The sequence below is a fragment of the Paenibacillus massiliensis 2301065 = DSM 16942 genome (assembly GCF_000377505.1).
Lineage (GTDB): Bacteria > Bacillota > Bacilli > Paenibacillales > Paenibacillaceae > Paenibacillus > Paenibacillus massiliensis.
This window is the reverse complement of record NZ_KB898203.1, coordinates 1-15,860: the sequence shown is the minus strand read 5'-3', so window position 1 is coordinate 15,860 and position 15,860 is coordinate 1. Positions and strand designations below refer to the sequence as shown.

General features: G+C 48.5%; 10 protein-coding genes, 1 tRNA gene and 1 pseudogene. 2 read left to right on the top strand and 10 right to left on the bottom strand.

Annotation, left to right across the window (positions count from 1 at the left end):
* Positions 1–67: 67 nt before the first annotated feature.
* From pheT to leuB, 9 genes are all read right to left on the bottom strand, one after another.
* Positions 68–2,515, bottom strand: coding sequence for a phenylalanine--tRNA ligase subunit beta (gene pheT, locus D328_RS0125135; protein ID WP_018887811.1), 2,448 nt, complete (start codon positions 2,513–2,515; stop codon positions 68–70).
* Between the two features lie 55 nt (positions 2,516–2,570).
* A complete protein-coding gene (pheS, locus tag D328_RS0125130; protein WP_018887810.1) occupies positions 2,571–3,605 on the bottom strand; it encodes a phenylalanine--tRNA ligase subunit alpha in 1,035 nt (344 codons plus the stop codon).
* A 655-nt stretch (positions 3,606–4,260) separates the two neighbouring features.
* Positions 4,261–6,126, bottom strand: a complete 1,866-nt coding sequence (gene abc-f, locus D328_RS0125125; protein ID WP_018887809.1) for a ribosomal protection-like ABC-F family protein — start codon at positions 6,124–6,126, stop codon at positions 4,261–4,263.
* Positions 6,127–6,557: 431 nt separating this feature from the next.
* A tRNA-Gly gene (locus D328_RS0125120) sits at positions 6,558–6,628 on the bottom strand.
* 310 nt (positions 6,629–6,938) lie between these two features.
* A complete protein-coding gene (locus D328_RS0125115) occupies positions 6,939–7,898 on the bottom strand; it encodes an aldolase catalytic domain-containing protein (protein WP_018887808.1) in 960 nt (319 codons plus the stop codon).
* A 169-nt stretch (positions 7,899–8,067) separates the two neighbouring features.
* Positions 8,068–9,171, bottom strand: a complete 1,104-nt coding sequence (locus D328_RS0125110; protein ID WP_018887807.1) for an ATP-binding protein — start codon at positions 9,169–9,171, stop codon at positions 8,068–8,070.
* A 459-nt stretch (positions 9,172–9,630) separates the two neighbouring features.
* Complete coding sequence (locus D328_RS0125105) at positions 9,631–10,044, bottom strand: hypothetical protein (protein ID WP_018887806.1); 414 nt, start codon at positions 10,042–10,044, stop codon at positions 9,631–9,633.
* Positions 10,045–10,240: 196 nt separating this feature from the next.
* A complete protein-coding gene (locus D328_RS0125100) occupies positions 10,241–10,777 on the bottom strand; it encodes a peroxiredoxin (protein ID WP_018887805.1) in 537 nt (178 codons plus the stop codon).
* A 589-nt stretch (positions 10,778–11,366) separates the two neighbouring features.
* A complete protein-coding gene (leuB, locus tag D328_RS0125095; protein WP_018887804.1) occupies positions 11,367–12,443 on the bottom strand; it encodes a 3-isopropylmalate dehydrogenase in 1,077 nt (358 codons plus the stop codon).
* A gap of 389 nt (positions 12,444–12,832) precedes the next feature.
* On the opposite strand from leuB, the gene D328_RS0125090 reads away from it, so the two are divergent.
* The gene (locus D328_RS0125090) at positions 12,833–13,342 is read left to right on the top strand and encodes a Crp/Fnr family transcriptional regulator (protein WP_018887803.1); all 510 of its coding nucleotides are present in this window, start codon (positions 12,833–12,835) and stop codon (positions 13,340–13,342) included.
* Positions 13,343–13,666: 324 nt separating this feature from the next.
* Positions 13,667–15,355, top strand: coding sequence for a hydroxylamine reductase (hcp, locus tag D328_RS0125085; RefSeq protein WP_018887802.1), 1,689 nt, complete (start codon positions 13,667–13,669; stop codon positions 15,353–15,355).
* A gap of 348 nt (positions 15,356–15,703) precedes the next feature.
* Here the strand turns inward: hcp and D328_RS29785 are convergent.
* A pseudogene (locus D328_RS29785) lies at positions 15,704–15,860 on the bottom strand (IS200/IS605 family transposase); the annotation flags it as partial.

Here is a 15,860-nt window from a genome sequence, read left to right as displayed (position 1 = left end):
AGATGCAAAAAAAGCCACATCGAACCTATGCTTCCTTAAGATTCGATGTGGCCTGGCTTATTTCCTGCTATTTTCTTAACTCTGCTCCAAAACTTTGCTCCAATGCTTCTACGACACGGGCATGGGCTACAGAGATTTCCTCATCGGTCAACGTCCGCTCCTGATGGCGATAACGCAGAGCGATAGCTACGCTCTTCTTATGCTCACCGAGCTTGCTGCCCGTGAAGATATCGAACACTTCCGCATGCTGCAGCAGTTCGCCACCGGATTCCCGGATCGTCTTCAGCAGATCGCCTGATTCTACCGCTTGATCTATAACAACGGCAACATCACGTTCAACGGATGGATAACGCGGCAGCTCGTGATAACGAATATTGCGATTCATATGTCTTACGATGGCATCAAGTGCGATCTCGGCCACATAAGTATCCTGAAGATCATGCTTGTGCTGAATCTCCGGATGAAGCTGTCCAAGTGTGCCAATCCATACCTGCTGTCCATCGAGCTCAAGGTATACCGACGCTGCACGTCCCGGGTGATAGCCTTGCGGCTGGTTAGCCACATAACGTGCCTGCTCAGCCAGACCTGCATAGGACAGGACGGCCTCAAGCGCACCCTTGAGGTCGAAGAAGTCAACCGGTTCAGCTGCTGCGTTCCATTGCTTCGTACGGCGACTGCCTGTCAGCAGCAAGCTAAGGACAGGAATTTCCTGAGGCTGCTTGGTCAAGGTCTCCTCACCGCTCAGGAAGACACTTCCGATCTCGAAGAAGGACAGATTCTCCTGTTTGCGGTTGCGGTTATAGACAGCTGCATCAATCATATGCGGAAGCATGCTGGTACGCAGTACACTGCGCTCTTCGCTCATTGGCATCGCCAAGGCTACAGGGTGAGCACCTTCCAGCCAGGAAGGAAATTGTCCGTTCTGTCCTGGATGGGTAAAGGAATAACTGATCATCTCCTGCCATCCACTGTGCACGAGCAGTTGACGAAGCGCTCTCCGCAACGACTGGGCTGGTGTCAATGTTCCTTGTGTTGTAGGTCCTTCAATGGGTGTCGTCGGGATATTATCATATCCGTACAAGCGAGCAACCTCTTCAATCAGATCAACATCCAGTGTAATGTCACCGCGTCTCGTTGGCACTGCAACCTCCAATACACCGTGCTCAGCATCACCGTAATCAAAATGCAGGCGCCCAAAGATTGTCTTGACCTCCAGCAGTGACAGCTCCGTACCGAGATAACGGTTCAGCTTATCCAGGCTCAGGCGGACAATTCGATTCGCAGTCTGAGCTTCTCCCGCTTCGACAATACCTTGCAGCACAGACCCTTGGGCGTATCGCTCAATCAAGGCTGCTGCCCGGTTCAGCGCAGGAATGACTGCTCCTGAGTCTACCTCTTTCTCGAAGCGCAGGCTTGCTTCTGAACGGAGGCCCAATTGCCGAGAAGTCTTACGAACACTACTGCCACTGAATCTTGCAGATTCCAGCACAATGTTCACTGTAGTCTCGCTGACCTCTGAATTGGCGCCGCCCATCACACCAGCAATTGCAATTGGCTTCGCACCATCGGTTACGAGCAGCATATGTGGCTCAAGCTTGCGCTCTTGATCGTCCAGGGTCACCATGGTCTCGCCAGCATTGGCCAGACGTACCGAGATCTGCTTCCCTTCCAGCTTATCTGCATCAAATGCATGCAATGGCTGTCCATACTCCAGCATAACATAGTTGGTAATATCGACAATGTTGTTAATTGGACGAATACCAGCAGCCATCAGGCGGTTGCGTAACCATAGCGGAGAGGGTCCAATCTTCACTCCCTTGATGACACGAGCTGCATAGTGGGAGCATTGCTCGGATGCCGCAATCGACACCTTCAGCTCCTCGGCAGCAGCTTCAGCTACCTCGACAAGATCGGCTTGTGGGTCAGGCAAAGTAACATCCCGGCCAAAAATGGCACTGACCTCATAGGCTGCCCCCAGCATGCTCAAGCAATCCGAACGATTCGGTGTCAGATCGAATTCCAGCACCTGATCCTCCAGACCGAGTAGCTTGGTGATCGGAGTTCCAATCTCCGTCTCCTCGGGCAAGACCAGAATGCCTTCCTGTTGGTCCTTCGGCAGCAATTTGTCGTTCAGACCGAGTTCCTTCGCCGAGCAGATCATGCCCTGGGAGAGCACACCACGCAGCTTCGCTTTTTTGATGTCAAGTCCGCCAGGCAGCTTCGCGCCGACCAGAGCTACAGGAACCTTTTGCCCGGCATCTACATTTTTCGCCCCACAGACGATCTGCAGCTCCTCTTCCAGCCCTGCATCCACGATACATACATTCAGCTTATCTGCATCCGGGTGCTTTTCCTTACTCTTCACATAGCCAACAACGACATCCGTTACTCCCTTATTACGATTCTCGATCTGGTCAATCTCGATGCCAGAGCGTGTAATACGCTCAGCCAGTTCCTCAGCGGACAGCTGATCGAGCGATATATAGTCAGACAACCATTCTGTTGATACTTTCATTTAGGTACACTTCCTTTTTTCCTGAATTCGAACGTATTGCAATCCGTGCAAGGTACTAGATTCGTGAGAACTGCTTGAGGAATGCCATATCGCTATTATAGAAATGACGGATGTCATCGACACCGTACTTCAGCATGGCAATTCGCTCTACGCCCATACCAAACGCAAATCCGCTATATTTCTCTGGATCATAGCCGCCCATCTCCAGTACCTTCGGATGAACCATGCCGCAGCCCAGAATCTCCAGCCAGCCCGTCTGCTTGCAGATCCGACAGCCATTTCCGCCACATTTCACACAGGTCACATCTACCTCAGCACTTGGCTCCGTGAACGGGAAGAAGCTTGGGCGCAGACGAATCTGGGTGTCAGCACCGAACATCTCTTGCACGAACTGTAGCAACGTCCCCTTCAGATCGCTCATACGAATATTCTCACCGACCACAATGCCTTCAATCTGGTGGAATTGGAAGGAGTGCGTCGCATCATCATCATCACGGCGATATACTTTACCTGGACAGATCACCTTAACAGGGACTTCTCCACGCATAGACTGCATCGTACGAACCTGCACTGGTGAGGTATGTGTGCGCATCAACAAATCCTCGGTAATATAGAAGGAATCCTGCATATCACGCGCAGGGTGATCCTTTGGCAAATTCAACGCCTCGAAGTTAAAGTAATCCATCTCTACCTCTGGACCTTCAGCAACCTGATAGCCCATACCGAGGAAAATATCTTCAATCTCCGTGATAACTTTGTTCAACGGATGCACCGCGCCTTGTGGCATAATGCGACCCGGGAGCGTGACATCGACCTTCTCGGCCTGCAATCGTTGTTCTGTCTCTGCACGCTGGAATGCCTCCTGCTTGGTGTCGATGATACTCTCGATCGCAGCGCGCACATCATTGGCTACCTGACCGATGACGGGACGCTCCTCTGCGCTCAGCGAGCCCATCCCACGCAGGATTTCAGTGAGCGCACCCTTTTTCCCAAGATACTTCACACGTAATTCATTCAGCAGCTGTGGCTCATTAACTTGCTCTAGCTGGGCCAGTGCCTCCAATTTCAAAGCCTCGAGTTTTTCCTTCATTCTGGCTGATGCCTCCTTCTTGAATGCATCGGGCTGTCCCCGATATGATGCACAATGCAAAAAAGGCCTTCTCTCCCATAAGGGACGAGAAGACCGTGGTACCACCCTTGTTAGATGTCTGAAACACTTGAACACTGCGAGTAGCCATACAGTAGGCTGCACTCCTGCCAAGTGAACTGTGAATCGTTCCATCTCACTTATACACGCGATAACGGGCGTGAAGCGATGTCCCCTAATAATCACTGCATGGAGCAGACGATGTTCAAGGAATGGCTCAGGAGCGAATTCAGGCAGCTCTGAACTAAGCAAAGACGCTCTCAATCAACGGCGTCTCCTCCCTGTGCAGCAGAAGCGGCTTACTACTCTCCATCATGGCATGTAATATATTTATGAACCAGTGCTTTTATTATATGAGAACTTGCTTAGCTTGGCAAGCCAAGGGCTTTTCCAGCAGGTCAATAGCCCATCATTCCTGGTTCAGCAATGTATATTAAGCGCCCGCTGTTGCATCGGTGAATCGGATGCGATACCTATGATATGCCCTCACTTGTAAATTCAGTTCAAGTCGATACGTAGCAAGTTCAATCCCCCCTTATATTTTCCTAATTTAAATTTCGGTTATTCATTGGTGAATATTCAGGAGGGTTAATAATCGCTACTCTTGTCTACGCAACTCATCCAAGCGAGCACGAATACGGCGAATCTCCTCCAGTAATTCTGTGCCTTGAGCATCCTCAGCTGATACAGGATCGCGTTGCATAAGCTCCGTCAGCCTCAATTCCAGGCGAAGCTGCTCCTCTTGCTCCTCTCTTCCCGCAGGCTGCCCCGCTCGCACCTGACGGGTCTGCTCCAGTTCATCCATGCTTCCGTCGAACCGCTCGTACTCCCCACCATGCCTCAGCAGGAGGAGACGGGTTGCTGTACGGCGTATCAGCTCGCGGTCATGCGAGACAACCACAAGAGCACCATCATAGCTGCTAAGTGCCTCCTCAATGACCTCACGAGTGTCAATATCAAAATAATTCGTAGGCTCATCCAGGACCAACAGATTGGCTCCGCTAAAGTACAAGCGCAAGAAAGCCATACGGCATTTTTCCCCCATGCTCAGATTGCCGATCTGTTGATTCACCTTGTCTTTAGAGAACAAGAAGCATCCAAGAATCGTCCTAGCTTCTGTCACTGTCATAGAGGGTAGCTCCAGGAGACTGTCCAGCAAGGTCTGATCCTCGGGAAGATTCTCAAGCTCCTGTGAGAAGTAACCCATGCGAAGCTGAGGATTCCTACGAATACTCCCAGACTGTGGCTGCATCTCACCTGTAATCAGTCGCAGCAGCGTCGTCTTGCCTACCCCATTCGGCCCTAGGACAGCCACTCGATCCCCGCGTAACAGTTGCATGTTAAGCTCGTTGATCACCTGCTTGTCACCAAAGGAAAGACTAATCTGCTCTAAGCTCAGCATGTGCTTGGCCTGATATTCGCTGGTCTGCAGCTCCATGTTCAGGCGCATCTCTTGTCTCGGCTTCTCAATCCGATTCTCCTCCAGCCGCTCCAGCGCCTTCTGCTTCGCATGATAGCGAGAAATATGCTTGTTTGCCTTAGCCTTGTAGTAGCTGCCCATGATCTTCACTTCCACCTGCTGGTTCGCCGTGGCGTGAGCCCGGTGGAACCATTCCCGATAGGTGCGTATGGATGCCTCTAGTGCAGCCTTGGCCTGCTCCTGCTTGCGATACTCCGTCTCCTGCTCTTTGCGCTCTCGTTCTTTGTGGCTACGGTATTCATCATATCCCCCGGTATATCGAACCACTCCACTGGCGGACAGCTCGCACATTCCGGTGGCCACTCGATTCAAGAACGTTCTGTCATGGGATACGAACAGCAGCGTCCCCTGATAATCGCGCAGCCACTCCTCCAGCCAGATCAAGCCCTCCTGATCCATATGATTCGTCGGCTCATCCAGCACCAACACACGCGGCTTGCGCAGCATTAATGCTGCCAGCCTTACTCGCGTCTTCTGTCCACCACTTAATCGGCCATATTCCCGCTGCCAGGTCTCATTCGGCATTCCAACACGAGTCAGCAACAGCTCCGCTTGCGTCTCCCAGCTATAACCCTGCAATTCCGCATAGCGTTCCAGCCACTCGCTATATTCAATTGCAGCCTGCTCGGCTTGTGCACCATCGGCAGTCTCAAGGAGCTGTTCCAGCCGCTTCAAGGCTGCTCTTGTCTGCCACAGCTCCGTGCTCTCCAGCAGTACCCGCTCCAGGACGGTTAATTCCGCAGTATCTGGTTCATCCTGCTGCTTCATCCAGCCCCATTCCTCCAGGGGCAAGACTCGCTCGACCTGTCCGAGAGTCGCTCCCTCCACGCCCATCAATATTCGCAGCAACGTAGTTTTTCCACAGCCGTTGCGGCCGTGCAGCGCCACACGTTCACCTTCGTTAATCTCCACATTTACATTCTCGAATAGCCGTCTGCCATTCCAGTCCTTCGTCAGGCCCTTAACACGCAAGATTGTTGCCATACATGATCTTCCTCTCTGTGATCCTGTTCGACTTCATCCTCAGCATCTTATCTACTTGGATGAGACAAACACACGGTAATCTGTACAAAAAAACCGCAGACGGTCTGCGGCTTCAGCAAGAATACGGGTATGGATCATGAGATACGAAAAAGACGACAAACGGCTATAACAAAAAAAGCCGAACTCCGAAAGCTCGAACCCAGACGACCACATCGCAAGGCATGTAAAAACAGCCTGCTATCATAGTCATATGAATTCAAGTTGAAGTAGATCTGCGTCCAATTCCGATGTCATGTAGACACACCTGTTCCCTGCAGCTTCACAGCCGCCTGCCTTCATGTGCAGTTGACGGGATACAGATGTAATTACTTCATCGGACGCAAGTACCTACCTTTCTACAGAGTTCAAGCTTTATTTATTGTGCTTGTTAAAGCGGGTGATGGGAATCGAACCCACGCTATTAGCTTGGAAGGCTAAAGTTCTACCATTGAACTACACCCGCATATACGAACTACGTACTGATCATTATAAAGCAAATACCATATAAATGCAATTCTGGTCCAAGCCCAAACTTTTACACAATCAAATTACGAGCTTACACCCGATTTCTGGCGATACGAGTGACCACCTTTGGCTCATCCCATGCTCGCTCTAAAAGAACAATCCCCTTCGAAACAGATACAAGTCATCAATTAGATGAACATCGCATCCATTTCAAAGGGGTGTAACATACTCGCTTCATTTGTGTTGCCACTATATTTGTGTGCTACTGTACTTGGCTAACGGATCATCAGCCTAGTTATGACTTATCATTAGGATTTATCAAAAGATACTTCCGGCGTAGTCAGCGTGTCATAGAAATCGACAGCCTTATCCTTGTCCTTGGATGCACGCAGAGCCATTGCCGAACGCGGATGCTCGTCCAACGTACCTGTAATCATGTAAGGGATAATGTACCCCCACTCTTCCTTTTCACGCAGCGGAATCATCAGGTTCTCGATGACATCCAGTACTGGACGCAGCTTGTAGTTGGTATGCTTCAGATGAGTCACCAGCAGCTCTGTTGGGCAGTTCCCAGCCGCACGGCCCATGCCGTACACCGAAGCATCCAGCAGCTCCACGCCATTCTCGGCAGCAATCAACGTGTTGGAGAACGCCAATTGAAGGTTGTTATGAGCATGAATTCCTAGACGCTTGTTCGGAAGGTGCTTCTTGAATTTCTCGGTCAGATATACGATGTCCTTATGATCCAGGCTGCCGTAGGAATCTACAATGTACACGACATCAACGACACTATCCTTAATCAGCTCGAATGCTTCAATCAGCTCGTTCTCCATGACATTGGAGAGAGCCATAATGTTGATTGTAGTCTCATAGCCTCTAGCGTGGAAAATGTTGATCAGATCGATGGCCTTGTCCACATCCTTGATGTAGCAGGCTACGCGAATCAGATCCAGCATGCTTTCGCTGCGCGGCAGGATATCATTCTCATCCACACGTCCGATATCTACCAGTGCGGAGAGCTTGGTATTCCCCTTCTCTGGCAGAATCTTGCGTAGGAACTCATCGTCCAGGAATCTCCATGGGCCCGCTTTGTCTGCACCCTTCAATAGCTTGGGCGAGTTTTTGTAGCCAATTTCCATATAGTCAACACCGGCTTCATTAAGTCCGGCATACAACGCTTGAACGAATTCAACGCTGAAATCCCAGTTGTTGACCAGACCTCCGTCGCGGATCGTGCAGTCAACAATTTTGGTATGGTTCGTTTTCATCTGTAAATTATCCCTCCAGGCTAACTATTTCTCCTCATCATACTTGAATCTATATTTAAAAGTAAAGGTATCGAAAGCTAACGCATAAAAAAAGAACCGCACATTCCACAGCACTCGGAAATAACGGTTCTTGCAATCACTTGAGCATTGCTTCTCTCAGGCTATATTCTCATACCAGTGGCAGTAGTATCTTGAAATCCGTGCCTTCACCCCGGGAGCTGTCCACACGAATAAACCCTCCGTGATTCTTGATAATCCGGTAACTGACAGACAGACCTAGTCCCGTACCACTCTCTTTGGTCGTGAAGAATGGATCGAATAAATGAGACAGTGTATTGTGATCCATGCCTAATCCATTGTCGGAGATGGAAATCTCGACAAAGCTCCCCTCCTGATGAATGGCGATCTGAATAATACCTTTACGGTGGTCCTCAATACCCTCGATCGCGTCCATGGCATTTTTGATAATATTCAGAATGACCTGCTTGATCTGCTTCACGTCAATGGAGACTCTCATCACACTGGACGTGTCCTCCAGCGATATTTCACAGCCCTTCATAACCGCTTCGCTTTCAGTCAGCATCACAACCTCACGCAGCAGATTTCTGACAGGAACGGCCGTCATTTGCGGTGCGGAGGGCTTGGATGAATTCAAAAACTCGTAAATGATATCGTTCGCGCGGTCAATCTCGGTCAGAATAATTTTAGCATATTCGTCCTTGCCGAGTTGTGTAAGGTGGGGTCTAAGGAGTTGAATAAAGCCGCGGATAGCAGTCAGTGGATTGCGAATCTCGTGGGCTATGGAAGCGGATATTTTGCCTAGCATGGCCAATTTGTCGTTCTGATAAGCGGTCTGCTCGATTTGCTTATAGTCTGACACGTCCTTGACACTAAACAGAAAGTCACCTTCCATCTCATCACCAGCGGTTACAGTAACCAGCCAATGGCGACCACACTCGTCAATCACTTCATGATAGCGTTTTCTATGATGGATAGTATCACGGTAGATTCTCAGTATTTTTTTACGTTTATATCGACCTAGCTTGGGGTGAAGAAGAATTTGCATCAACGTACATCCAATGAGTGACTTTCGCGGGAGTTCGAACAGCTTGGCCATTTGTACATTAATAAATGTCAGTACTCCTTCGCTGTCAAACAGCATTATTCCGCTGTCCAAGTGTTCCAGCACTCTTTCATACTTGTCGGTATTGGGCTGTCTCGGATGGAAAGAGCGTATCGACTGAAGCATACTATCTTGAACTTCGCTGATCATGCCAGGCTTCCCCCTCCTATCGGATTGATAAAAACTGGCCAATAGTGTCGTGTACCAACTTGCATCAGATAGTTATCCTATAAGTAATGATAGTCAACTACAAGCTTTACCGCAACGGGGAAACATGTCGAATGCATGTTTTTTTCCATTTTTTTTCAATGGTATTTTTGCACACGTATGCAAAACAGGGCCATTTTTATGCATAACACAACTTGGCTGCAAAGAACATTCAGTATTCATGCGATAATATCAGTCCGAAATACCTGTCATTATAGGAGCAGTAGAACATCTATTATTTAAATGACATGCACGCCCACATCTCATAATATGCATGCCAAAATTCTACAATAGGCTTACCAAAAAACTACAATATCTGCAACAAAACAGTGCTGAAGCACGCAAAAGCCCCCAGTGTGCGGAGGCTTGATGATGTTAATGTGTACAGTCCATTGGACGCGATCAGGTGCTTTTGTTGTGCTGAAGCCGAGAGCGTCGTTGGCTCATTACGGCAAGTCTGCGCTTGAGCTCCCTTTCCCATTTCTCATCCTGAATCTGTTTTGCGATTGTTAGTAAATCCAGAGACATGTCAATTTGTTTTTTCACGATTTCCAGTGGGTCTTCATTCTCGGTATTGACGCAATTCTCAAAGATAGCCTCTTCTTCTTCCAGCACATAGTCCTGAAAATCAATCTCGTTGGCCCCATCGCCATGGGCGTATTCGGCTAAAATTTCATATTCATTTTCAACCCGGTAATGCACTTCGATACGCTGACAGACCGGACAGAACAATAGAGGAACATTATGAACCTGCGTTCGGTAATGCTTCAGCGTCCCTTTGGTTCCCACCATGCTTGCTCCACAGCAATAACTCATCTGGCGCTCACCCTCCTCTGAACATAACCAGTTCGCTTCCGTATATTTATTCTTCCCTTACCTTATTCGTCTTGCGATTATGAAATTCCTTCCAACTCAAACTTCTTGTTCATCATAATGTAAGAAATGAAGACAAGCAAACCCCCAAAACCTTGTCAAAGGCATTTGGGGGCTGCATATACATGGACTTTATGAATTACAGATTCTTGTCGCCTGGCTTCCAGTTCATTGGGCACAATCCGCCGGATTGCAGAGCTTGAAGCACACGCAGTGTCTCTTCTACACTACGACCTACATCGTTGTGGTTAACAACTTGATATTTCAATTCGCCTTCTGGGTCGATGATGAACAGACCGCGCAGAGCGATACCTTCTTCCTCGATCAGGACACCATAGTCTCTAGCTACTTGCTTCGTAATGTCGGAAGCCAGTGGGAAGTTCAGCTTGCCAAGTCCGTTGCTTTCCTTCGGTGTGTTGATCCAAGCTTTGTGGCTGTGCTCAGAGTCTACGCTGACGCCGAGGATTTCAGTGTCCAGAGCTTTGAACTGATCAGCAGCATCGCTAAGAGCTGTGATCTCAGTTGGACATACGAATGTGAAATCAAGCGGGTAGAAGAAGAATACGAGCCATTTGCCGCGGTAGTCAGACAGCTTAACCGCTCCAAAGTCCTGTCCATCACCAGATACGGTATTCATTGCAAAATCCGGGGCTGCTTTTCCTACTAATCTTTCCATAGTATAAAATCCTCCTTTGAAGTTATGTGAGCACTGTAGCATGTGCTGCACTAAATGCCAGCTCAGTTCCGTTCATCGGACCGAGTATACTACAAGCCTATTGAAGAAGAAGCAAGTTCTTCTCATTAGCATAATCGTGTAATTTCCTTAGCTGCATAGAAAATGTTATCATCCGTCGAAATCAAAGTCAACATTATACTAGTTACTTTTTTATAATTAATATAATCTACATCTGATCTTCATTTAATCTTCATTAGTCCTTGATTTATAAGGGGTTGACATGGAATTACCGCTTCGTTGAAGAGGATGATTGCAGGCTGGTGGAGCAACTGGTTGCTTCCATTTATAGCTTCCTGCGAGAAGCATTAAGATTCGTTGATGAACACACGATCTATCGTGGCCTACATCATTATGAAGCAGGGCAACTATACATATAAAAATGAATATGAGGGTACGCTAGATTATTTTTACGGTCACGCCACTCAAAACAAACAATCCGGCCAGTGAGGAATGTAGATTCGCTCGCCCAGCCGGATTGCAAGAGTTATGATCTTATTTCATGCTCGTAAAGAGCAGATATCAATATAGCCTATTTCATCGCTGCTGCAATCAAATCGCCCATCTCACTGGTAGAGAGAGCCTGGCTTCTGTCAGCAGCAATATCTGCTGTACGATGACCCGCATCCAACACCTCGGCAACCGCCTTCTCGATTGCATCAGCAGCCTTATCGTATCCAAAGGTAAGACGGAACATTAGTGCTACCGACAGGATCGTTGCGATCGGGTTCGCCAGACCTTGTCCAGCAATGTCAGGGGCAGAGCCGTGTACAGGCTCATACAAGCCGAAGCTGCCTTCACCCAGTGATGCAGATGCCAGCATACCGATTGATCCCGTCAGCATAGCTGCCTCATCGCTCAGAATGTCGCCGAACATATTCTCGGTAACGATGACGTCGAAGCTTGACGGTCTACGAAGCAACTGCATCGCACAGTTATCAACAAGTACATGCTCCAGCTCTACGTCTGGATATTCCGGTGCTACACGGATGACTACTTCTCTCCAGAGGCGGGAAGTCTCAAGCACGTTTGCTTTATCGACTGAGGCAAGCTTCTTGCGGCGCTTCTGTGCAATTTCGAAAGCTTGGCGTACAATACGCTCTACTTCTGTTACATTATATACGCAAGTATCTACAGCCTCTTCACCTTGCGCTCCTTCACGTCTGAACTTCTCACCGAAATAAATACCGCCTGTCAGCTCACGCACGACCATCAGGTCCGTCCCGTCCAGCACTTCTGGCTTCAGGGTCGATGCATCCTTCAGGCAGTCAAAGATAACAGCAGGACGCAGGTTGGAGAAGAGTCCCAGCTCCTTGCGGATACCAAGCAATCCTGTCTCTGGGCGCAGCTCCTTCGAGTTATTATCCCATTTCGGTCCGCCCACAGCACCAAGCAATACCGCATCTGCGCTTTTACACACCTTCAGCGTATCTTCAGGCAGTGGTGTTCCTTTCTCATCAATAGCAATACCTCCAAAGAGTGCATGCTCAGTCTCAAAAGAGTAACCGTACAGCTCCTCCGCACGCTTCAGAATTTTTTCCGCCTCGGCTACCACCTCAGGACCGATTCCATCCCCTGCGATTACCGCAATTTTTTTCACTTCAGACATTGGGCTCAGCTCCTCTTGTTCTTGGGTTCACATGTCGAACCACTAACTTATTCCGCATGTCACGCAGTTCTTCCTATACATGTTTGTACCATAGGGTGAAGGATTTGACCAAGACACACATTCTATGGATTCGATAGGCTTAGCCTATAAGTCATGCTGTCCTTGATTCATTCCCCTTTGAACATGTCATAAATAGATATAAATAGAGGCGAGTGACATCTCGCCCTGTTATCCCCTTACGTTCATAAGGGAAATCCCTAATTCATGCAAGGTGATTTCCCTAACCCTCCATGATTTACTGTATCCTATGCTATAATTTGATAAACAAAATAGATCAACTTTCATCTTTATATCACCACTAAAATCACATCGCTTTTGGAGGTCGTGCCATGATATTGCAAAAAGGGGATACCCTGTTCAGGCAAGGAGAATCGGGTCCACTCTACAAGCTTGTCAAGGGCATGCTCAAGATTGTCCGCGTCCACCAGGATGGCTCTCAGTTCATGGTGAATATCATCGTTCCGGGAGATACGATTCCCCATCATTCGCTGATTAGTCCTCACCCGTATTATGGAACGGCGATCGCCCTTGTTCCCAGTGAGGTAGAGGTTATTGCGACCGACCGCTGGTACAAAGAGTTGGCCGAGGAGCCTGAACGCTACAAAGATGTTGCCATGGCCTTGCAGAACAGTCTGCGAATGATGCAGAAGCGCATTGATCAATTAACAGAAGTCTCTCCTGCAGCCAAGCTGGAACAGCTCCGGATCTGGATTGAAGGCTATATCGCCCCTTCTACGATCAGTGACATTCTTACCCAAGACGAGATTGGCCAGTTCATTGGCCTGCGTCGAGAGACAATTAACAGACTCATGCGCAAGACTCACAAGCAGGCTAAATAACCTTTCTCAGCCCGTTCTTAGACCTCTGGTCCAGGGACGGGCTATTGTCTATTTTCTATTTCTGTTTTCTGTTTTCTGTTTTCTTTCTTCTGTTACAAGCACTGTTCACGCATGCTGCGACTCTAATTTCATCATTTTTATGACAAAATCAACTCACAATTAGCGATTATGGTATTGAATTGGCAAAAAGTGATCCCAGTCACCTGAGAGTAAAGGGCTGTACGATATACTCCGGGTATTGAATGTCTATTACAGCGTCGTACAGAGGAATTCAGATTAGACATTCTTATCTGTATGATGTTCAATACTCAGGAGGTAATCGAAATGACAACTAATGTGGCAAAAATGGTATCGGAGCAGCCACCCATGTTCTGCTTTCAATGCCAGGAGACGGCCAAGGGGGTAGGCTGTACCGTAGTCGGCGTCTGTGGCAAGACACAGGATGTTGCCAATCTGCAGGATTTGCTAATCCATCTGCTTAAGGGAATCTCTTGGCTTAGCCTTGATATTTCGTTGCCAGAGGCGCAGGACCGCAAAGTATCTCATTTCATCATGGATGCTCTGTTCGCCACCATTACCAATGCCAATTTTGACCGAGATGTATTCATCTCCAAAGTGCGTGACGCCTTAGCGCTGCGCAATGAAGTCAAGAACTTCCGTGACCAACAACAGCTATCCTCTGCTGCAGAAGATCTGCCAGACGCTGTGACCTGGTACTCAGACAGTGAAGCTGAAATGGATATCAAGGCTCACCAGGTCGGTGTCCTTGCTACCAAGAATGAAGATATTCGCTCATTGCGGGAGCTGCTCATCTATGGCCTGAAGGGGATGGCTGCATATGCCTACCATGCGTGGCAGCTCGGACACGGAAATGATGAGATGGATCACTTCATGCGTAAGGTGCTTGCCGCTACACTTGATGACACCCTGGATACCCAAGCGCTGATCGCTCTGGTAATGGAGACAGGTAAATACGGTGTCGATGCCATGGCGATGCTGGATGCCGCCAACACGGGAACTTATGGTCAGCCTGAGGTGACCAAGGTCAATATCGGGGTCAGAAATAATCCCGGCATTCTTATCAGTGGTCATGATTTGAAGGATCTGGAGCAGTTGCTGGAGCAAACAGAGGGAACAGGAGTAGATGTGTACACACATAGCGAGATGCTTCCTGCCCACTACTATCCAGCTTTCAAAAAATACAATAACTTTGTCGGTAACTACGGCAACGCATGGTGGAAGCAAAACACTGAATTCGACGCCTTCAACGGTCCTATCCTGATGACGACGAATTGTATTGTGCCGCCAAAAGCCAGCTATATGGATCGCATCTATACGACAGGGAATACAGGCTTCGCTGGAGTCAAGCATATTCCAGAGGGTGAGAACGGAGCTCCAAAGGATTTCTCGGCTATTATTGCCCAAGCTCTTACCTGTCCGCCACCGACAGAACTGGAGACTGGTGAGATTGTAGGCGGATTTGCCCATTCAGCAGTCCTGAACGTCGCTGATCAGATTGTAGATTCCGTCAAGACAGGAGCAATTCGTCGTTTCTTCGTCATGGCAGGCTGCGATGGTCGGATGAAATCACGCAATTACTATACTGACTTCGCCAAGGAACTGCCGCAAGATACGATTATTCTGACAGCTGGATGCGCTAAGTACAAATACAACAAGCTGGACCTTGGAGAGATTAACGGCCTGCCGCGCGTGCTTGATGCCGGACAGTGCAACGACTCCTACTCGCTTGCCGTAATCGCTCTGAAGCTGAAGGAAGTATTCGGCCTGGAGGATATCAATGATCTCCCGATCTCCTATAATATTGCATGGTACGAGCAAAAAGCGGTTATCGTTCTGCTGGCCCTCTTATATCTGGGCGTCAAGAATATACATTTGGGACCAACACTACCGGCCTTCCTGTCACCGAATGTAGCGAAGGTATTGGTAGAGAACTTCGGCATTGGCGGCATTACCAGCGTCGAAGAGGATATGAACTTATTCATGACCGTATAAAACTCACAATATTCATGCCAGCACTGGCATTGCATTGTTGGGCCTCGTTCTCTTACTGGAGAATGAGGCTCTTTTCATTCCCCATACTGGAGGAGCAACAACTGCCAGTGGTTCAAACGTTCACCGCAGTTGCACGGACCCCAAACACTTAACATCTTCAGTTTAATCTATATACTTTTTCGTTTAATACTACCGCCATAATGCAAATCAGGACCACCCGTCCAACGGGTGGTTTGCTCTTAGGGTATAACCCCCTGTTGCCAAACTGCGCCTAAAGACGCTAGCCTGACAGCAGGGCTGTTCAGGCTCATTGTTATTTGTCTCTTTCACTTACCAGTTAAACTGGTTTTACTTCTTTTTGCTCCGATTACTGCTGAATGGATCTTCGTATTCTTTTACACTCAGCTTATCTACTGCCTGATCGTGTGCTTCTTGCTCTCGAATATACTTTCTTACTGTTGCTTCATTTAGACCCACCGTGCTCACGTAGTATCCTTCAGCCCAA